The 18,737-nt window shown below is 57.3% G+C and carries 17 protein-coding genes; 6 read left to right on the forward strand and 11 right to left on the reverse strand.

Annotated elements, in window-relative coordinates; genetic code table 11:
• The first annotated feature begins 45 nt into the window (after nucleotides 1-45).
• A complete protein-coding gene (gene ettA, locus GM298_RS09565; RefSeq protein ID WP_025758053.1) occupies nucleotides 46-1,713 on the forward strand; it encodes an energy-dependent translational throttle protein EttA in 1,668 nt (555 codons plus the stop codon).
• A gap of 128 nt (nucleotides 1,714-1,841) precedes the next feature.
• On the opposite strand, the gene GM298_RS09570 is transcribed toward ettA, so the two are convergent.
• A complete protein-coding gene (locus tag GM298_RS09570) occupies nucleotides 1,842-2,741 on the reverse strand; it encodes a LysR family transcriptional regulator (RefSeq protein ID WP_266154012.1) in 900 nt (299 codons plus the stop codon).
• A 108-nt stretch (nucleotides 2,742-2,849) separates the two neighbouring features.
• Here GM298_RS09570 and GM298_RS09575 point away from each other — a divergent pair, with 108 nt between their 5' ends.
• On the forward strand, nucleotides 2,850-3,851 hold the full coding sequence (locus GM298_RS09575; RefSeq protein ID WP_025757504.1) for a zinc-binding alcohol dehydrogenase family protein: 1,002 nt from the start codon (nucleotides 2,850-2,852) through the stop codon (nucleotides 3,849-3,851).
• Between the two features lie 114 nt (nucleotides 3,852-3,965).
• Here the strand turns inward: GM298_RS09575 and nadR are convergent, their stop codons facing one another.
• From nadR to serB, 3 genes are all read right to left on the reverse strand, one after another.
• Nucleotides 3,966-5,198: a multifunctional transcriptional regulator/nicotinamide-nucleotide adenylyltransferase/ribosylnicotinamide kinase NadR gene (gene nadR / locus GM298_RS09580; RefSeq protein ID WP_025757503.1), complete on the reverse strand. Its 1,233-nt coding sequence runs from the start codon at nucleotides 5,196-5,198 to the stop codon at nucleotides 3,966-3,968.
• A 35-nt stretch (nucleotides 5,199-5,233) separates the two neighbouring features.
• Complete coding sequence (radA, locus tag GM298_RS09585) at nucleotides 5,234-6,619, reverse strand: DNA repair protein RadA (RefSeq protein WP_045284834.1); 1,386 nt, start codon at nucleotides 6,617-6,619, stop codon at nucleotides 5,234-5,236.
• A gap of 74 nt (nucleotides 6,620-6,693) precedes the next feature.
• Nucleotides 6,694-7,662 carry a phosphoserine phosphatase gene (serB, locus tag GM298_RS09590; RefSeq protein WP_025757501.1) on the reverse strand — a complete coding sequence of 323 codons (969 nt, stop codon included), beginning with the start codon at nucleotides 7,660-7,662 and terminating at the stop codon, nucleotides 6,694-6,696.
• 117 nt (nucleotides 7,663-7,779) lie between these two features.
• On the opposite strand from serB, the gene GM298_RS09595 reads away from it, so the two are divergent.
• Both GM298_RS09595 and lplA read left to right on the forward strand, forming a co-directional pair.
• Nucleotides 7,780-8,424, forward strand: coding sequence for a YtjB family periplasmic protein (locus tag GM298_RS09595; protein ID WP_025757499.1), 645 nt, complete (start codon nucleotides 7,780-7,782; stop codon nucleotides 8,422-8,424).
• Nucleotides 8,425-8,463: 39 nt separating this feature from the next.
• Nucleotides 8,464-9,480, forward strand: coding sequence for a lipoate--protein ligase LplA (lplA, locus tag GM298_RS09600; protein ID WP_266154013.1), 1,017 nt, complete (start codon nucleotides 8,464-8,466; stop codon nucleotides 9,478-9,480).
• 85 nt (nucleotides 9,481-9,565) lie between these two features.
• On the opposite strand, the gene deoD is transcribed toward lplA, so the two are convergent.
• From deoD to deoC, 4 genes are all read right to left on the reverse strand, one after another.
• Entirely contained in the window at nucleotides 9,566-10,288 is a 723-nt protein-coding gene (gene deoD / locus GM298_RS09605; protein ID WP_013095492.1) for a purine-nucleoside phosphorylase, read from the reverse strand.
• A gap of 120 nt (nucleotides 10,289-10,408) precedes the next feature.
• Nucleotides 10,409-11,632, reverse strand: coding sequence for a phosphopentomutase (gene deoB / locus GM298_RS09610; RefSeq protein WP_025757495.1), 1,224 nt, complete (start codon nucleotides 11,630-11,632; stop codon nucleotides 10,409-10,411).
• A 53-nt stretch (nucleotides 11,633-11,685) separates the two neighbouring features.
• Nucleotides 11,686-13,008 (reverse strand): thymidine phosphorylase, encoded by a 1,323-nt coding sequence (gene deoA, locus GM298_RS09615; protein WP_266154014.1) that lies wholly within the window; start codon nucleotides 13,006-13,008, stop codon nucleotides 11,686-11,688.
• A gap of 101 nt (nucleotides 13,009-13,109) precedes the next feature.
• Nucleotides 13,110-13,889 (reverse strand): deoxyribose-phosphate aldolase, encoded by a 780-nt coding sequence (deoC, locus tag GM298_RS09620; protein ID WP_032672469.1) that lies wholly within the window; start codon nucleotides 13,887-13,889, stop codon nucleotides 13,110-13,112.
• 262 nt (nucleotides 13,890-14,151) lie between these two features.
• Here deoC and GM298_RS09625 point away from each other — a divergent pair, with 262 nt between their 5' ends.
• The gene (locus GM298_RS09625) at nucleotides 14,152-15,699 is read left to right on the forward strand and encodes a YjjI family glycine radical enzyme (protein ID WP_266154015.1); all 1,548 of its coding nucleotides are present in this window, start codon (nucleotides 14,152-14,154) and stop codon (nucleotides 15,697-15,699) included.
• The gene (locus GM298_RS09630; RefSeq protein ID WP_025757489.1) at nucleotides 15,674-16,534 is read left to right on the forward strand and encodes a YjjW family glycine radical enzyme activase; all 861 of its coding nucleotides are present in this window, start codon (nucleotides 15,674-15,676) and stop codon (nucleotides 16,532-16,534) included. Before GM298_RS09625 ends, GM298_RS09630 begins: the two co-directional genes overlap by 26 nt.
• Here the strand turns inward: GM298_RS09630 and GM298_RS09635 are convergent.
• From GM298_RS09635 to GM298_RS09645, 3 genes are all read right to left on the reverse strand, one after another.
• Nucleotides 16,529-17,311, reverse strand: a complete 783-nt coding sequence (locus GM298_RS09635; protein ID WP_266154016.1) for a TatD family hydrolase — start codon at nucleotides 17,309-17,311, stop codon at nucleotides 16,529-16,531. The two genes, GM298_RS09630 and GM298_RS09635, sit on opposite strands and share 6 nt — an antisense overlap.
• Nucleotides 17,308-18,360 (reverse strand): patatin-like phospholipase family protein, encoded by a 1,053-nt coding sequence (locus GM298_RS09640; protein WP_045284842.1) that lies wholly within the window; start codon nucleotides 18,358-18,360, stop codon nucleotides 17,308-17,310. The genes GM298_RS09635 and GM298_RS09640 overlap by 4 nt, the downstream gene beginning before the upstream one ends.
• 120 nt (nucleotides 18,361-18,480) lie before the next feature.
• Entirely contained in the window at nucleotides 18,481-18,642 is a 162-nt protein-coding gene (locus tag GM298_RS09645; RefSeq protein WP_003856556.1) for a DUF1328 domain-containing protein, read from the reverse strand.
• Between the last annotated feature and the right edge of the window lie 95 nt (nucleotides 18,643-18,737).

Genomic DNA, 18,737 nt, shown 5'->3' on the forward strand with positions numbered 1-18,737 from the left:
AGGCTGAATTCCATTCTCATTACGATAAAAGAGGCGAAGTCCAACGTGGCTCAATTCGTTTATACCATGCATCGTGTCGGCAAAGTGGTTCCGCCGAAACGTCATATTCTTAAAAATATCTCGCTGAGCTTCTTCCCGGGCGCAAAAATTGGTGTTCTGGGTCTCAACGGTGCCGGTAAGTCCACCCTGCTGCGCATCATGGCCGGCATCGATACAGACATCGAAGGTGAAGCCCGTCCGCAGCCTGGCATCAAAATTGGTTACCTGCCGCAGGAACCTCAGCTGAACCCGGAACACACCGTCCGTGAGTCCGTCGAAGAAGCCGTTGCTGAAGTCGTCAACGCCCTGAAAGGCCTGGATGAAGTGTATGCCAAATACGCCGAGCCGGATGCGGACTTCGATAAACTGGCCGCACAGCAAGGCAAGTTTGAAGAGATCATCCAGGCGCACGATGGCCACAACCTGAACGTGCAGCTGGAGCGCGCCGCTGACGCTCTGCGTCTGCCGGACTGGGATGCGAAAATTGCAAACCTCTCCGGTGGTGAACGCCGTCGCGTGGCGCTGTGCCGCCTGCTGCTGGAAAAACCAGACATGCTGCTGCTCGACGAACCGACTAACCACCTGGATGCAGAATCCGTAGCGTGGCTGGAGCGCTTCCTGCACGACTTCGAAGGCACCGTGGTGGCGATTACCCACGACCGTTACTTCCTCGACAACGTTGCCGGCTGGATCCTGGAGCTGGACCGCGGTGAAGGTATTCCATGGGAAGGCAACTACTCTTCCTGGCTGGAGCAGAAAGATCAGCGTCTGGCGCAGGAAGCGTCTCAGGAAGCGGCGCGTCGTAAGTCTATCGAGAAAGAGCTGGAGTGGGTACGTCAGGGCACGAAAGGCCGTCAGTCCAAGGGCAAAGCCCGTCTGGCACGCTTTGAAGAGCTTAACAATACCGAATACCAGAAACGTAACGAAACCAACGAACTGTTTATTCCACCTGGAGCACGTCTGGGGGATAAAGTGGTTGAAGTGACCAACCTGCGTAAGTCCTACGGCGACCGTGTGCTGATCGACGATCTCTCCTTCTCCGTACCGAAAGGGGCTATCGTTGGGATCATCGGTCCGAACGGCGCGGGTAAATCGACTCTGTTCCGCATGATGTCCGGTCAGGAACAGCCTGACAGCGGTTCTATCACCCTGGGTGAAACAGTGAAGCTGGCGTCCGTTGACCAGTTCCGTGACGCGATGGATAACAGCAAAACCGTGTGGGAAGAAGTTTCCGGCGGTCTGGATATCATGCGTATCGGCAACACCGAGATGCCAAGCCGCGCCTACGTTGGCCGCTTTAACTTCAAAGGCACCGACCAGGGCAAACGCGTAGGCGAGCTGTCCGGCGGTGAGCGCGGTCGTCTGCACCTGGCGAAGCTGCTGCAGGTGGGCGGTAACGTACTGCTGCTCGATGAACCAACCAACGACCTGGACATCGAAACCCTGCGCGCGCTGGAAAACGCCCTGCTGGAGTTCCCGGGCTGCGCGATGGTTATCTCGCACGACCGTTGGTTCCTTGACCGTATCGCGACCCACATTCTGGACTACCAGGATGAAGGTAAAGTGGAGTTCTTCGAAGGTAACTTCACCGAATACGAAGAGTACAAGAAACGCACGCTGGGCGCAGACGCGCTGGAGCCGAAGCGTATTAAGTACAAGCGTATTGCGAAATAAAAGCAAAACGGCAACTTCGGTTGCCGTTTTTTATGGTTGCTCCCTCTCCCCGTGGGAGAGGGTCAGGGTGAGGGCATCAGGCCGCACAGTGTGCAGGCCGGGTAAGGCGAAGCCGCCACCCGGCTTTTTTATTTGCCCACGTAATACCGCTTCACCTCATCAAACTGCATTGCAAAGTCGATATAGCTCATCAGCGCAGGCGAGTTGAGCTTACGGCTCGGGTAGGCCAGCCACAGGTCGTTTCCTTCGACGCGCCATTCCGGCAGCACCTGCACCAGTGCCCCTTTCTCGACCTTATCTTCCAGCAAAAAGGCCGGAAGCAGCGTAATTCCTGCACCGGCAATCGCACATTCGCGGGCGTATACCAGATTATCGGTCATGTGCGCGTTATCCGGCAGGTAGCGGTAATCTTCGCCTGCGCTTTGCAGCAGCCACTCGGACCAGGCTTTGTGGGTAATACAGCGGTGCTCCACCAGCTGGCGAGGATGCGTCAGCGGCTCCTGACGCGCCAGGTACGCCGGTGAGGCCATCATATAGCGCGGGCAGTGGCCGATCATCCGACCTATCAGAGAGGAGTCCTGCGGCTTACCGGTTCGCAGTGCCACGTCAAAGCCTGACTCGACCAGGTCCAGCACGTCGTCAGAAATGGAAACATCGAGCGAAACATCAGGATAGCGGAGCTGAAATTCGGCGTTCATATGCGCCAGTAGTGTCGCACCAATTCCCGCCGGGCAGGTGATGCGAAGCCGCCCGCTTGGGTTTTCGCGCAGGCGCTGAATGGCGTACTCCGCCCGCTCGCTGGCCGACAGCATCTCCCGGCAGTGGACAAGATAGTGTTCACCCGCAAACGTCAGATTCAGCCGGCGCGTGGTGCGGTTAAGCAGGCGAATCCCCACCTGCTGTTCAAGCTGGCTGATGCGCTGACTCACGCTAGATTTCGGCAGGTCGGCTTTCTGCGCTGCGGCAGTGAAGCTCCCCATCTCAGCCACCAGCGCAAACAGCGCCATGTCCTGCAGCTGTTTAAACATGATTGTTCATCCTGTACGAACGCTGAGTTCTTGATTGTCCATCTTATCACGCGCATGGCCACTTAATAGACTAGTCTCAACAAAACGTATTCCATTGAGGAGCACACCATGTCAGTCAAAGCCATTGCCGTTAACCCAGAAAATCCTTCCACTTTCATTGAAATCACTTCACCAATGCCGCAGCCCGGCGAGCACGATCTGCTGGTGGAGGTGAAAGCCGTCTCCATTAACCCGGTGGACACCAAGGTGCATGCAAGCCTGGCCCAAAACGGGCTGAATGCGCCGCGCGTGCTTGGATGGGATGCCAGCGGGATCGTCAAAGCCGTTGGGGCGGGCGTCACCGGATTCAAACCGGGGGATGAAGTGTGGTACGCAGGGGACATCACCCGTCCAGGCAGCAACACCACCCATCAGTTGATTGACGCGCGCATTGTCGGGCACAAACCCTCAAGCCTCGGCTGGGCGGCTGCCGCTGCTCTCCCGTTGACCGCACTCACCGCGTGGGAAGGCCTGTTTGAACGGCTGAACATTCAGGATGCTGGCGCAGACAAAACGCTGCTGATCATCGGCGGTGCGGGTGGGGTGGGATCGCTGGCGATCCCCTTTGCGAAGCACAACAGCAAGGTGAAGATCATTGCCACGGCTTCACGAGACGATTCCGCCCGGTGGTGTCGCGATCGCGGTGCAGATGTGGTGGTGAACTACCACGACCTGAAAGGCGAGCTGGCGAAACAGGGACTCACCTTTGTGGATTATATTTTCATCCTCAACGACACCGACGGACACTGGGATGCGGTCAGTGACCTGATTGCGCCTCAGGGGCATATCTGTTCCATCGTTGAGAACGCGCATCCGCTGAACCAGGACAAGCTGAAATCGAAATCCGCCGCCCTGCACTGGGAATTTATGTACACCCGCAGCATGTACCAGACCGCTGATATGGCGCGTCAGGGTGAAATCTTAAATGAGGTGGCGAAGCTCGTGGATACCGGCGTGGTGGAAAGTTCGCTGAGTGAAACGCTGCACGGGCTGAGCGTGGAAAGCATTACCGAGGCGCACCGTAAAGTGCTGGACGGGCATATGCGCGGGAAAGTGGTGGTTGAGTTCTGAGTGGTTTGATTCCCCTCACCCTAGCCCTCTCCCCATAGGGGCGAGGGGATCGCACGGCGCTGTCTTTACCCTCTCCCCTATGGGGAGAGGGTAGGGTGAGGGGGGGGAAGTTTTTTATCCCTGCTCCCCCATCATCTCCCTCACCAGCTCGACGCAGCGCAGGAAACGGGAGTCGTAATCCGACTCTTCCACATGCACAAACTCAACGTTGTTCTCCCTGAGCATATCCACCAGCATGGTCTGGAACTCACGCCTGTCCACGGAGCTACCAAGGCTACGCATGCCATCGGCGACCCACGGGGTGTTGTTTTCCAGCAGGATCACCAGGTCAAAGCGGTATTCATCAATCAGCGCCTGCACGAACGGGTGTTCGCGCCCTTCGTACTTTTTACAGAACGCCTGCGTGGTCACGAAATCGGTATCGATAAACGCCACCTTGTTGGCGTATTTCACCGCGAAATCAATGTACTGGGCATGCCCAAGCGCGATTTTATCGTAGTCGGAATACTGCAGGGCCATCTCATCCCCACCCAGATGGGAGAAGACATAATCGCGTCCGTACTCCCAGGCGCTGGTGGTGTTGAAGATATTCGCCAGCTTGTTGACCAGCGTTGATTTCCCGCTCGACTCGCCGCCCAGGATCGCGACGGTGCGCACAAAGAACGGCTTCACCTCAGTCGGGATGTAATCCCAGTAGCGGAACGGGTTTTCGCGGATCTGCGCCCCGCTGATGTTCATAAAGGTGCGCTTCGGATCGATAAGCACCGTTTCAATGCCCAGATGCTCGCGGAACTGCGGCGCGTCGGACGCTTCAGAGGTGTAGATCCAGTTCGGGGCAATGCCCTTCTCTTCCATAAACGCCTTGATGCCGTTGCTCCACACGTCCCAGCCGTGCGGATAGGGCTCCATGCCCTCTTCATTAAAAGCATGAATGCGAATATTTTTCTGATACTTGAAGGTCTGAAGCAGCCAGCGCAGGCGGTCCGGCACGGTCGGCTGCTGCGACATGGCGCTGTCCTCAAACAGCTGGCGATCGCGGGTTTCGTCGTACCCCATGATGATATGCAGTTCATCCACCTGACTACAGGCGCGCTGGATCAGATAGATATGCCCGGTATGCAGCGGGTAAAACTTGCCAAACACCACGCCGATGTTCTTTTGCATACGCGGAAATTCAAGCCCCAGAAAGCGGTGCAGCGCTTCCAGCTTCTGCGCGCTGGGGCTTTTGATTTTGGCGTTCAGCAGCTGGCTAAGGTAGCCTTTGGTCATACCGCTGGCGTCCGCCACCTGCTGCAGCGTGCAGCCCTTCTGACGGATTGCGGTTTTGATGTAGTCAAATGATGACATAAATTACGGTGCCTCCTGCAAAATCGAATACGTAATTATAAGTCGTCAAAGACATTTAACGCATCTGCGAGTTTTTTCACGCCAAATACCTGCATCCCTTCCGGGATTTTTTTCGGCACGTTAGCGGCCGGAACGATAGCCCGGCGGAAACCGTGTTTTGCCGCCTCGGAGATACGCTCTTGCCCGCTGGGCACCGGACGGATTTCCCCGGCGAGGCCCACTTCGCCGAAGACGACCAGATCCTGCGGCAGCGGTCGGTCGCGCAGGCTGGAGACCATCGCCAGCAGCAGCGCCAGGTCCGCGCTGGTCTCAGTGACTTTGACGCCGCCGACCACGTTAACGAAAACGTCCTGATCCGCCATCTGCAGCCCGCCATGACGGTGCAGCACCGCCAGCAGGATCGCCAGACGGTTCTGTTCCAGACCGACCGCCACGCGCCGCGGGTTGCCCATCATCGAGTGATCGACCAGCGCCTGAATTTCGACGAGCAGCGGGCGCGTCCCTTCCCACAGCACCATCACCGAACTGCCGGAGGTGATTTCATCGCCACGACTCAGGAAGATGGCCGACGGGTTGCTGACTTCACGCAGCCCCTGTTCGGTCATGGCAAACACGCCCAGTTCGTTCACCGCCCCAAAGCGGTTTTTGTGGCTGCGCAGGGTACGGAAACGGGAGTCAGCGTCGCCGTCGAGCATTACGGAGCAGTCGATACAGTGTTCGAGCACTTTTGGCCCCGCCAGCGAGCCGTCTTTCGTGACGTGGCCGACCATCACAATTGCCACGCCGCGCGTTTTGGCAAAGCGCGTCAGGTAGGCCGCCGTTTCACGCACCTGCGCCACGCTGCCCGGCGAGGACTGAATGTCCGCCATATGCATCACCTGGATGGAGTCGATCACCATCAGCTTCGGCTGCTCTTCTTCGGCGATCATACAGATCTGCTCGATACTGGTTTCTGACAGCATGTTCAGGTTGCCCGTGGGCAGACCCAGACGGTGCGCGCGCATCGCCACCTGCTGCAGCGACTCTTCGCCCGTGACGTACAGGGTTTTCATCTGTTCGGCGAGTTTGCAGAGGGTTTGCAGCAGCAGAGTCGATTTACCCGCGCCAGGGTTACCGCCGATAAGAATGGCGCTGCCCGGCACTACGCCGCCGCCGAGCACGCGGTCAAACTCTTTGAAGCCGGTGGAGAAGCGCGGCAACGCTTCAAGACTGATGTCCGAAAGCTTTTGTACTTTCGCCACACCGGCATTACCCGCATAGCCGCTCAGGCGTTCGTTGCGCGCCACGCTCGGCGAAGCCGCCACACCACGCACTTCGGTGATGGTGTTCCAGGCATGACAGGCGCTGCATTGCCCCTGCCAGCGCGGATAATCCGCACCACATTCATTACAGACAAATGCGCGTTTTGGAGCTTTCGCCACGTTTTACCTCGTTATTTCTGTGCGGCCTGCGTGCCGGGTGGCGCTTACGCTTACCCGGCCTACAAAGCAGACCGTTATTTCTGATTAAGGCTGCCGGAGAGAATGCAGAACACCCCCATCAGGTCAGCATGACGGATAGTCACTTCCGTCTTTTCATTCACTTTTGGTTTGGCATGGTAGGCAATGCCAAGTCCGGCCGCTTTGATCATCGGCAGGTCGTTTGCGCCGTCCCCGATGGCGACGGTCTGCACGACCGGAATCTCATATTTTTCCGCCAGACGGGTCAGGGTGTTGGCTTTGTACTGGGCATCCACAATATCGCCGATCACCTGGCCGGTCAGTTTACCGTCCATGATCTCCAGCTCATTAGCCACCACGGTGGTCAGATGCAGTTTTTCCCGCAGATAATCTGCGAAGAAGGTGAAGCCCCCGGAGGCAATCGCCACTTTCCAGCCAAGGGACTGCAGCTTCAGCACCAGCTGCGTCAGCCCTGGCATCAGCGGCAGTACATCGCGCACCTGGCGCAGGATGTTGGCATCGGCCCCTTTCAGGGTCGCCACGCGCTGTCGCAGGCTGGCGGTGAAGTCCAGCTCACCGCGCATCGCACGCTCGGTCACTTCCGCTACCAGCTCACCGCTGCCCGCCAGTTTGGCGATCTCATCGATACATTCGATCTGGATCGCCGTCGAGTCCATGTCCATCACCAGCAGACCCGGCGTCTTCAGGTGCGGAATTTTCCCCAGCGGGGCGACATCCAGCCCGGCGTCATGCGCCAGACGCGTTGCGCGCTGCGTCAGGGAGCCAGCCAGGCGAATGACCTGGTAGTCTTCCACGCACCAGGCGGCGACGATAACCATCGCAGCGCCCAGCTTGCTTTGATACTGGGTCAGGCGTTGCTTATCCAGACCGCGTCCGTAGAGGAGCCAGCCGCTACGACCGGCGTGGTAATCCAGAGGCATCACCTCATCGCCACTTAAAGAGAGCGGCAATCCTGGCCATAAAGAGACATCCGTTGGCAGGTCACACCAGGTAATGTTCGGCATTAAAGCTCCTGTAATTTCGTTCGCGCCGGAAGGTTGCAGAGGGAAAATAACGCATGAGGCTACCCTGTAACCATCACTTCTGGCAACATTAAGCCGTAAATTTTCAGCAGGTGGAATATGGCTCGCGCAAAACTGAAATTCCGGCTCCATCGCGCCGTGATTGTCCTCTCCTGTCTCGCACTCTTAGTGGTGCTGATGCAAGGGGCGTCGTGGTTCAGCCAGAATCATCAACGGCAACGCAATCCGCAGTTTGAAGAGCTGGCCCGCACGCTGGCACGCCAGGTGACGTTTAATATTGCGCCGTCCATGCGTACCGAAACGCCGGACGAAAAACGTATAGGCCAGGTTTTACGTCTGCTGACGGAAAACAGCCGCATTCTGGATGCCGGTGTCTATGATGAGCAAGGCGACCTGATTGCCCGCGCGGGCGAACATGTCGACGTACGCGACAGGCTGGCGCTGGACGGTAAAAAAGCCGGCGGCTATTTCAACCAGCAGATTGTCGAGCCCATTCAGGGAAAGAATGGTCCGCTGGGCTATCTGCGCCTGACCCTTGATACGCATACTCTGCCAACCGAAGCCAAGCAGGTCGATAACACCACCAACATTCTGCGCCTGATGCTGCTGCTTTCGCTCGCCATTGGCGTGGTTCTCGCACGCACCCTGCTTCGGGGCAAACGCTCGCGCTGGCAGCAATCCCCGTTCCTGCTGACCGCCAGCAAATCCGTTCCCGAAGACGAAGAGAGCGAGAAGAAAGAATAGTGATAAAGTAGGCGGATGATTCGGAAAAGGAACTCTGCCATGACGACGTTACGCCTGCTTATCTCTGACTCTTACGATCCCTGGTTTAATCTCGCGGTTGAAGAGTGCATCTTCCGCCAGATGCCCGCTACCCAGCGCGTCCTGTTTCTCTGGCGCAACGCCGATACGGTGGTTATTGGCCGCGCGCAAAACCCGTGGAAAGAGTGCAACACGCGGCGTATGGAAGAGGACAATGTTCGTCTGGCGCGCCGCAGCAGCGGCGGTGGCGCGGTGTTTCACGATCTGGGCAATACCTGCTTTACCTTTATGGCGGGTAAACCGGAATACGACAAAACCATCTCCACCTCGATTGTGCTCAACGCGCTGAATTCACTCGGCGTGACGGCGGAAGCTTCCGGACGTAACGATCTGGTGGTCAAAACGCCCGACGGGGATCGCAAAGTATCCGGCTCTGCCTATCGCGAAACGATGGATCGCGGGTTCCACCACGGCACCCTTCTGCTTAACGCCGATCTCAGTCGGCTGGCGAACTACCTGAATCCCGACAAGAAAAAACTGCAGGCGAAGGGAATTACCTCCGTGCGCGGCCGCGTGGCGAACCTGGTCGAGCTGCTGCCGGGCATTACCCATGAGCAAATCTGTGAGGCCGTGCGCGAGGCGTTCTTCGCGCATTACGGCGAGCGCGTGGAAGCTGAAGTCATTTCGCCGGATAAGACGCCGGACCTGCCAAATTTTGCAGAAACGTTTGCCCGCCAGAGCAGTTGGGAGTGGAACTTCGGCCAGGCACCGGCCTTCTCTCACCTGCTGGACGAGCGTTTTATCTGGGGCGGCGTGGAACTGCACTTTGACGTCGAGAAAGGGCATATCACCCGCACGCAGGTGTTTACGGACAGTCTGAATCCGGCGCCGCTGGAAGCGCTCGCTGCACGTTTACAGGGCTGTTTGTACCGGGCGGATATGCTGCAGCAGGAATGTGACGCGTTGATTGGGGATTTCCCGGAGCAGGAAAATGAGCTGCGGGAGTTGTCAGCGTGGATTGCACAGGCCGTGCGCTAGTAAAAAAGCCCGCTGGCGCTACGCTTAGCGGGCCTGGAAAACCGTAGGCCGGGTCAGGCGAAGCCGCCACCCGGCACAACAGCGCTTACTCTTTATCGCCCAGCAGAACAGATTCCAGCGCGATTTTGATCATATCGTTAAAGGTGGTCTGACGCTCGGCAGCGGTGGTCTGCTCGTGGGTACGGATGTGGTCAGACACGGTGCAGATGGTCAGCGCTTTCGCACCGAACTCGGCCGCGACGCCGTAGATGCCCGCCGCTTCCATTTCCACGCCCAGGATGCCGTATTTTTCCATCACGTCGAACATCTCGCCGCCGTCTGGTGCATAGAACAGGTCAGCGGAGAACAGGTTACCCACGCGCGCGTCCACGCCCAGCGCTTTTGCCGCGTCAACCGCGTTACGCACCATGCCGAAGTCGGCAATCGCCGCGAAGTCATGATCTTTAAAACGCATACGGTTAACTTTGGAATCGGTGCAGGCACCCATACCAATTACCACGTCACGCAGCTTAACGTCCATGCGCACCGCACCGCAGGAGCCGACGCGGATGATTTTCTTCACGCCGAAGTCGGTGATCAGCTCTTTGGTGTAGATAGAGCAGGACGGGATACCCATACCGTGGCCCATTACAGAGATTTTGCGGCCTTTGTAAGTCCCGGTGAAGCCCAGCATGCCGCGAACATTGTTCACTTCACGCACGTCTTCGAGGAAAGTTTCTGCAATGTGCTTCGCGCGCAGCGGGTCGCCCGGCATCAATACGACGTCAGCGAAATCACCCATTTCTGCATTAATGTGAGGAGTTGCCATCTTCAGTTCCTTTTACATTGTTGTTTTTGCCGGGTGGCGGCTACGCCTTACCCGGCCTACATTCTGTTCTCCCTGTGGGAGAGGGTTGGGGTGAGGGCATCAGGCCGCACCCAACATCATTCAGAACATGGCCTTGCCATATTCCATGTCAGACGTACCAAAGTATTTCGCGATAGTCTGGCCGATGTCCGCGAAGGTTTCACGGTGACCGAGCGAACCGGGTTTCACTTTCGGGCCGTACACCAGCACCGGAATGTGCTCACGGGTGTGGTCGGTACCGGTCCAGGTTGGGTCACAGCCGTGGTCCGCGGTCAGGATCAGAATGTCATCTTCTCCTACCAGCTCCATCAGCTCCGGCAGACGGCGGTCAAACAGCTCCAGACCGGCTGCATAACCCGCTACGTCGCGACGGTGACCCCAGGAGGAGTCGAAGTCCACGAAGTTGGTGAAGACGATGGTGTTGTCGCCCGCATCTTTCATCTCTTTGATGGTGGCATCAAACAGCGCATCCAGACCGGTCGCTTTCACTTTCTTCGTGATACCGCAGTTGGCGTAAATATCCGCGATTTTACCCACGGAAACCACGTGACCGCCTTTTTCATCAACCAGCTTCTGCAGCACGGTAGGCGCCGGTGGCTCAACGGCCAGGTCATGACGGTTACCGGTACGCTGGAAATTACCCGCTTTGTCGCCGATAAACGGACGCGCGATAACGCGGCCAATGTTGTAGCCGCCTTCGGTCAGCTCTTCACGGGCGATTTCGCACAGCTCGTAGAGTTTATCCAGGCCAAACGTTTCTTCGTGGCAGGCAATCTGGAACACGGAGTCAGCAGAGGTGTAGAAAATCGGCTTGCCGGTCTTCATGTGCTCTTCGCCCAGCTCGTCCAGAATCACGGTACCGGAGGAGTGGCAGTTACCGAGGTAGCCCGGCAGATTGGCACGCTTCACCAGCTTATCCAGCAGTTCCTGCGGGAAGCTGTTCTCGTGATCGGAGAAATAACCCCAGTCGAACAGCACCGGCACACCAGCGATTTCCCAGTGCCCTGACGGGGTGTCTTTACCGGAAGAGAGTTCGTGCGCCCAGGCGTAGGCACCCACTACTTCCGCGTTGCCGTCCATACCGGCGGCGATTTTGCCGGTAGAACCTTCATGCGCTTTGACCAGGCCGAGGCGGGTCAGGTTGGGTAGAGTCAGAGGGCCTTTACGACCGTTGTCCGCTTCGCCTTTTGCACAGGCTTCCGCGATGTGACCCATGGTATCGGAACCCACGTCACCAAAACGTTCTGCATCTTCGGTTGCGCCGATGCCGAATGAGTCCAGCACCATAATAAATGCACGTTTCATAATTGTTCTCCGTACGTAGTGCTTCAAAAATTATCGATCAGATCAGTATACCGCTATTCGGTGATACGGCGATAGACCGTCGGTGTGGTTTCTGGCGCTTTGTCATCGAGCACAATGGCCGCTTTCACCGCTTTCGCCGCTTCCTGCCAGCTGGCTTCGTCTTTCGCGTGGATCACCGCCAGCGGACGTTGGCCGTCAACGCTGTCGCCCAGGCGGGCCATATCGGTAAAGCCAACGCTGTAATCAATGGTGTCTGAGGCCTGACGACGACCGCCGCCCATCGAGACCACCGCCATACCCAGCGCACGGGTGTCCATGGCGGAGACAAACCCTTCACTGTCGGCATACACGGCTTTGCTGAGCGTCGCGGTTGGCAGGTACTTCGCATAGTTTTCGACGAAGTCTGTCGGGCCTTTCTGCGCGGCAACCATGCGGCCGAAGATCTCCGCCGCTTTGCCGTTGTCCAGCACCGCCTGCAGCTTCGCGCGCGCTTCGGCGTCGTCTTTGGCGAGCTTGCCGGAGATCAGCATCTCCACGCACAGCGCCATGGTGACGTCGAACAGGCGCGGGTTATGGTATTCACCCGTCAGGAACTGCACCGCTTCACGCACTTCAACTGCGTTACCGGCACTGGAGGCCAGCACCTGGTTCATGTCGGTCAGGAGCGCGGTGGTGCGCACGCCTGCGCCGTTGGAGACGCCAACGATCGCTTCGGCCAGCGCTTCAGAGAGTTCATAGGTTGGCATAAACGCACCGCTGCCCACCTTCACGTCCATCACCAGCGCATCCAGACCTTCCGCCAGCTTCTTCGCCAGGATAGAGGCGGTGATCAGCGGGATGGAGTCAACGGTCGCGGTAATATCGCGGGTGGCGTAGAAACGTTTGTCTGCCGGAGCAAGTGAGCTGGTCTGGCCGATAATCGCCACACCAACGTCTTTAATAATGTCGCGGAAGCGATTGTCATCCGGGAAGATATCGAAGCCCGGAATGGCTTCCAGTTTGTCGAGCGTACCGCCGGTGTGGCCCAGGCCGCGTCCGGAGATCATCGGAATGTAACCGCCGCAGGCGGCTACCATTGGGCCGAGCATCAGCGACGTCACATCGCCTACGCCGCCGGTAGAGTGTTTGTCGACAATCGGACCGTTAAGATTGAGGCTCTTCCAGTCCAGAACGGTTCCTGAATCTCGCATCGCCATGGTCAGCGAGACACGCTCGGGCATCGACATATCGTGGAAGAAGATGGTCATCGCCAGAGCCGCAATCTGCCCTTCAGAGATGGTGTTATCACGAATGCCGTTGATAAAGAAGCGAATCTCTTCGTCGCTTAATGCATGACCATCACGTTTTTTACGAATAATTTCTTGTGCGAGAAACACGGTAACCCCCATGAGGAATCGGGTGAAGGGTGGCGGGTACGGTTTACCCGACCACGATCCGGGTAGGCCGGGTAAGCGTAGCGCCACCCGGCAATTCAAACTCAGTAGCTGCTTGCGCTCTTGCCGTCGCCGTGTCCCAGCGCTTTCAGCAGGCTGGCCAGCAGGCTTGACGCGCCGAAGCGGTAGTGACGGGAATCAGCCCAGTCAGCCCCGAACAGTTCATCTGCAATGGCGAGGAATGTCTGTGCATCTTCAGCGGTACGCACACCGCCCGCCGGTTTGAAGCCCACGGTTTTTTCCACGCCCATATCACGGATCACTTCCATCATGATGCGTGCGCTTTCCGGGGTCGCGTTTACCGGCACTTTACCGGTCGAGGTTTTGATGAAATCGGCACCGGCTTTGATGGAGATTTCAGAAGCTTTACGGATCAACGCTTCTTCTTTCAGCTCGCCGGTTTCGATGATCACCTTAAGCAGCACGTTTGCCGCCGCGCAGGCCTCTTTACAGGCTTTCACCAGGTCAAAGCCCACCTGCTCGTTGCCGGCGATCAGCGCACGGTACGGGAAGACCACGTCAACTTCGTCTGCGCCGTAAGCAATCGCCGCACGGGTCTCTGCCAGCGCAATCTCGATATCGTCGTTGCCGTGCGGGAAGTTAGTCACGGTTGCAATGCGCACGTCCGGAGTACCCTGCTCTTTCAGCGTCTTACGGGCAATCGGGATAAAGCGCGGGTAGATACAGATGGCTGCAGTGTTACCGACGGGCGTTTTCGCCTGATGGCACAGGGCGATGACTTTTTCATTGGTGTCGTCATCGTTCAGGGTGGTCAGGTCCATCAGTTTCAACGCGCGCAGGCTGCTTGCAGTTAAATCGGTCATAACATTCTCCAACGGCAGTGCCGTATCAATTTTACCTTGCGGGTCTGTGAGTATTCTAACATCTACCCGCATCCACACTTCGACATTCATCACAGTTAATGAAAACTACGTGCAAATTTGCATTACTGTAATGAGATCTTCTTCAAACTTTAGTACGGAAATCGTCGGCTAAAACAGCGATTCCCCCTGTCAGATCAAAAGCCCTGACGGGCCGGCTTCCTACAATCCGTTCATCATCCGCAGAACATTCAAGGAAGCGAACATGTCCCACGCCAGCCCCGACGCCCTGCAACAACGTTGCCAGCACATTGTGACCAGTCCGGTGCTAACCCCAGAACAAAAACGGCATTTTCTGGCGCTGGAAGCGGAAAATAATCTGCCTTATCCGGCACTACCGGAGGCTGCCCGAGCCGCGCTGGATGAGGGGTTTATCTGCGATATGTTCGAAGGCCACGCGCCCTACAAACCCCGTTACGTTCTGCCGGATTACGCAACATTTCTGGCTAACGGTTCAGAGTGGCTGGAGCTTGAGGGGGCGAAAGATCTTGATGACGCCCTCTCGCTGTTAACCATCCTCTACCACCATGTTCCGTCCGTCACATCGATGCCGGTCTATCTCGGCCATCTCGATGCACTTCTGCAACCGTATGTTAGAATTCTAACACAAGACGAAATCGATATTCGAATAAAACGTTTCTGGCGTTACCTCGACCGCACCTTGCCCGACGCCTTTATGCACGCCAATATCGGCCCGGCAGATACGCCCGTCACGCGCGCCATTTTACGCGCTGATGCCGAGCTGAAGCAGGTCGCACCGAATCTGACGTTTATTTATGACCCGGCGATCACGCCTGACGATCTGCTGCATGCGGTCGCTAAAAACATTTGCGAATGCAGCAAACCGCATATTTCGAATGGCCCGGTGAATGATAAAATTTTCACAAAAGGCCGTTACGGTGTCGTGAGTTGCTACAACTCCCTGCCGCTGGCTGGCGGTGGCAGTACCCTGGTGCGCCTCAACCTCAAAGCCATTGCCGAACACAGCACCTCCCTCGACGATTTTTTCACCCGTACACTTCCCCACTACTGCCAGCAGCAGATCGCCATCATCGATGCCCGCTGCGATTTTCTGTATCAACAGTCCGGCTTCTTTGAGAATAGCTTCCTGGTGAAAGAGGGGCTGATTGATGCCGATCGGTTTGTGCCCATGTTTGGCCTGTACGGCCTCGCGGAAGCGGTCAATGCGCTCTGTGAAAAAGCAGGTATCGCAGGGCGTTACGGCAAAGATGAGCAGGCCAACGCGCTGGGCTATCGCATCAGTGAACAGCTGGCGGCGTTTGTTGAACATACGCCGGTGAAACATGGCTGGAAGCAGCGCGCGATGCTGCATGCGCAGTCGGGGATCAGCTCTGATTCGGGTACCACGCCGGGCGCGCGTCTGCCCTACGGCGACGAGCCGGATCCCATCAGCCACCTGCTGGCCGTGGCCCCTCATCACCAGCACTATCATGCCGGGATAAGCGACATACTGACATTGGATGAGACGGTAAAACGGAATCCCCAGGCGGTGGCTCAACTCTGTCTCGGCGCGTTCAACGCGGGCATGCGGGAATTTACGGCCAACGTCGCGGGTAACGATCTGGTCCGCGTGACCGGCTATATGGTGCGATTATCGGATCTGGAGAAATACCGGGAAGCAGGTTCGAGAACCAATACCACGTGGCTGGGTGAAGAGGCCGCGCGCAATACCCGTATTCTGGAACGTCAGCCACGCGTGATAAGCCATGAACAGCAGATGCGCTTTAGTTAGTCAGGTCATTCCTTTTTCCTGCGTGGACGGGCCGGGCAGCCGGCTGGCCCTGTTCCTGCAGGGCTGCAACCTGCGCTGCAAAACCTGCCACAATCCGTGGACGATCGGCCGCTGCAACGACTGTGGAGACTGCGTTCCCCACTGCCCTCATGAAGCCCTTAGCATTCAGGCCGGACGCGTCTGGTGGCAGGAGAGTCACTGTCAGCAGTGCGATACCTGTCTGCACCTGTGCCAGCAGCAGGCGACGCCCATGGCACACCGCCTGAGCGTGGAGGAGATCCTCGCGCAGATCCGCAAAGCAGCGCCATTTATTGAAGGCATCACCGTGAGTGGCGGTGAAGCCACGACGCAATTACCCTTTTTAGTCACGCTGTTCACCGCGATCAAAGCCGATCCTGCCCTGCGCCATCTCACCTGCCTGGTCGACAGCAACGGTCTGTTAAGTGAAACCGGCTGGCAAAAGCTGCTGCCGGTACTGGATGGCGCGATGCTGGATCTCAAGGCGTGGGGAAACGAACGCCACCGCTTCCTGACCGGGCGCGATAACCCGCTGATCAAGCAAAGCATTCGCTGGCTGGCAGAACGTCATCGTTTGACGGAACTCCGTTTGCTGGTCATTCCGGAGCAGTGTGACTATCTGGAACAGCTCAAGCCGCTGACGACGTTTATCCATGGGCTTGGAAATGTGCCAGTGCGCATTAACGCGTTTCATGGGCAGGGCGTTTACGGTGAGGCGGCGTCCTGGCGCAGCGCTACGCCAGAGGACGTTGAACCGCTGGCGCAGGCGCTGGAAAAACAGAAGATAACGGTGATCCGTCCGGCGCTGTATCTATAGCGTGATGCCAAATACTGACCGCGTATTCTCCAGCAGCGCATCGGCAATCACCTCTTCAGGCTCTTTTCGCAGTTCACAAAGGGAGCTAAACACGCGCGCCGCCTGTTCCGGGCGATTCGGCTGCCCCTGAAAACCGTTCAGCGGCATATCCGGTGCGTCGGTTTCCAGCAGCAGGGCTGACAAGGGCAGCTGGGCCATCACTTCGCGGGTTTTACTGGCCCGTGGATAGGTGATGGTGCCGCCCACGCCGATTTTATAGCCCAGTTCAATGAAACGCTGCGCCTGCTGCAGGCTGCCGGAGAAACCGTGTACAACGCCTTTTCGCGGCAGATCGATGCGTTTCAGGTGCATTGCCAGCTTATCGTGCGTGCGTCGTGAGTGGAGGATCACCGGCAGATCGTGACGCTTCGCCAGCCTGAGCTGCGCGTCGAGGATCGTCTGCTGGCGCTCAAACTGCGGATCCTCACGGTAAAGATCGAGGCCGATCTCACCGATGGCGACAAGTTTATCTCCTGCGGTCATCAGTACCTCATCGAGCCTCTCAAGATGCTCGTCAAGATGTCGCTCAATCACGATCGGATGCAGGCCAAGCGCGGCAAAGAGCGCGGGGTGTTGTGCGGAAAGCGCCAGCACGCGGGAAAAATAAGCCGCTTCAACTGAAGGCACAATAATGGCCTGAACGCCTGCCTCGGCGGCTTTCGCAATGCTTTGCGCTTCATCCCCTGTAAACGGCGGAAAATCGAAGTGGCAGTGGGTATCAACAAAGCGGTGCGTCACGCCAGATCCTCGTTATCTAATAAAGCGTCATTCGCCTGCGGGATATCCACCAGTGGCATCGTCAGGGCGTCGTTGGCGACTATCGCAGGCGGCGTAATAATGCGTTTATGCCGGTGAAGCGGCGGTTGCTCCGCCAGCATTTTTCCCACCGTCGCCAGGAAGTAGCGTCCGCATAGCCGACCCGTTTTGTAATCCATGCGCAGCGCAGGAATGCGGCTGCCCAGCGCCATGCTCAGCAGCGGCTTAGGGGGATAAATTTCAAAAATACGCAGTTTACCCGGCGGTTTTTCAATGAAACGCTGCATCGCGCCGTAGGTGGTTTCATGCTGCTTCGCGATATTCACCAGCGGCTGCAGACTGCTGTCACCCAGCCAGCGCTCCATCCGCTTAAACCACTGCGGGGTGTAATACATTTGCGACGGCACGGTACGGATCACCACAATGGTTTTCGCCCCGCGCCGGGCAGCTTCCTGCACCGGTACCGCGTCACTGATGCCCCCGTCCAGATAGCTGATGCCATCCAGTAGCGCACCGGTACGATAAAAACCGGGAATGGCGCTGGAGGCGCGAATGATATCCAGCCAGTTCTCCTTCTGAGGAGAAAAATAGCCTGGCGAATAGTCATCCCCCCGGCTGGCGCACATCCAGAATTCTTTACCGCTATCAAACAGGCGGGCGGCGGTGTCCATGGCCAGCGGCATCTGGCTGGAGGTCGACTCCAGCAGCCAGTCGAGGTCGATCAGGTTGCCACCGCGCACAAAGCGCAGCGGATTAAAAAATTCTTTTGCCGTGGTGTAGCGCATGATGACCTTGCGCGCGTAGCCAGGCTGGTTACAGACATAAGCAGAGAGGTTTTGCGCCCCGGCAGACGTGCCGAAGTACAGGTCAAACGGGTTGAATTGCGCGCGCATAAATTCATCCAGCACGCCAGCGGTGAAAATACCGCGCTGTCCGCCTCCCTCGCAAACGAGCGCGAGTTGGCCTGCGCGAAACGGCTTTAACGTCAGCGGCGCAATATTGCCGAGCGTAACGGGAATTCGTTGCCCCACCTCTGCTTTCCTGTTTTGATTATTTTATAACACCACAGTAACGCACCCGGCCGGCAACGCAAATAAGAAAAAGCCAGTCGCAGTGACTGGCTTTTCTTTGTTGACAGAATATTGCGTTTGCTACGGACGTCGACGTCCCGTAAACAGGCTGACCAGGAACAGAATAATACCGACAACGAAGACAATTTTAGCTGCCCATGCTGCAGTACCTGCCAGACCACCAAAGCCCAATGCGGCGGCAATTAACGCGATAACCAGAAATATAATGCCCCAACGAAACATAAGCTTCTCCTTTACCATAGTTAATGTCGGCCGCTAAACGTGAGCGCTCAGGTCGCTCACCGGCGTTTTTCCAGAGTCGTTCTTATTTCGCCCGC

The organism is Enterobacter sp. HSTU-ASh6 (assembly GCF_026319105.1).
GTDB classification, from domain to species: domain Bacteria; phylum Pseudomonadota; class Gammaproteobacteria; order Enterobacterales; family Enterobacteriaceae; genus Enterobacter; species Enterobacter sichuanensis.

Excerpts from the sequence above, each read along its gene's own strand:
- GM298_RS09595 (WP_025757499.1), top strand. The coding sequence starts at position 7,780 with ATGGCTCGCGCAAAACTGAAATTCCGGCTCCATCGCGCCGTGATTGTC.
- deoC (WP_032672469.1), bottom strand. The coding sequence starts at position 13,889 with ATGACCGATTTAACTGCAAGCAGCCTGCGCGCGTTGAAACTGATGGAC.
- deoD (WP_013095492.1), bottom strand. The coding sequence starts at position 10,288 with ATGGCAACTCCTCACATTAATGCAGAAATGGGTGATTTCGCTGACGTC.
- serB (WP_025757501.1), bottom strand. The coding sequence starts at position 7,662 with ATGCCGAACATTACCTGGTGTGACCTGCCAACGGATGTCTCTTTATGG.
- GM298_RS09570 (WP_266154012.1), bottom strand. The coding sequence starts at position 2,741 with ATGTTTAAACAGCTGCAGGACATGGCGCTGTTTGCGCTGGTGGCTGAG.
- GM298_RS09625 (WP_266154015.1), top strand. The coding sequence starts at position 14,152 with ATGTCCCACGCCAGCCCCGACGCCCTGCAACAACGTTGCCAGCACATT.
- GM298_RS09630 (WP_025757489.1), top strand. The coding sequence starts at position 15,674 with ATGAACAGCAGATGCGCTTTAGTTAGTCAGGTCATTCCTTTTTCCTGC.
- nadR (WP_025757503.1), bottom strand. The coding sequence starts at position 5,198 with ATGTCATCATTTGACTACATCAAAACCGCAATCCGTCAGAAGGGCTGC.
- GM298_RS09645 (WP_003856556.1), bottom strand. The coding sequence starts at position 18,642 with ATGTTTCGTTGGGGCATTATATTTCTGGTTATCGCGTTAATTGCCGCC.
- GM298_RS09575 (WP_025757504.1), top strand. The coding sequence starts at position 2,850 with ATGTCAGTCAAAGCCATTGCCGTTAACCCAGAAAATCCTTCCACTTTC.
- lplA (WP_266154013.1), top strand. The coding sequence starts at position 8,464 with ATGACGACGTTACGCCTGCTTATCTCTGACTCTTACGATCCCTGGTTT.
- deoB (WP_025757495.1), bottom strand. The coding sequence starts at position 11,632 with ATGAAACGTGCATTTATTATGGTGCTGGACTCATTCGGCATCGGCGCA.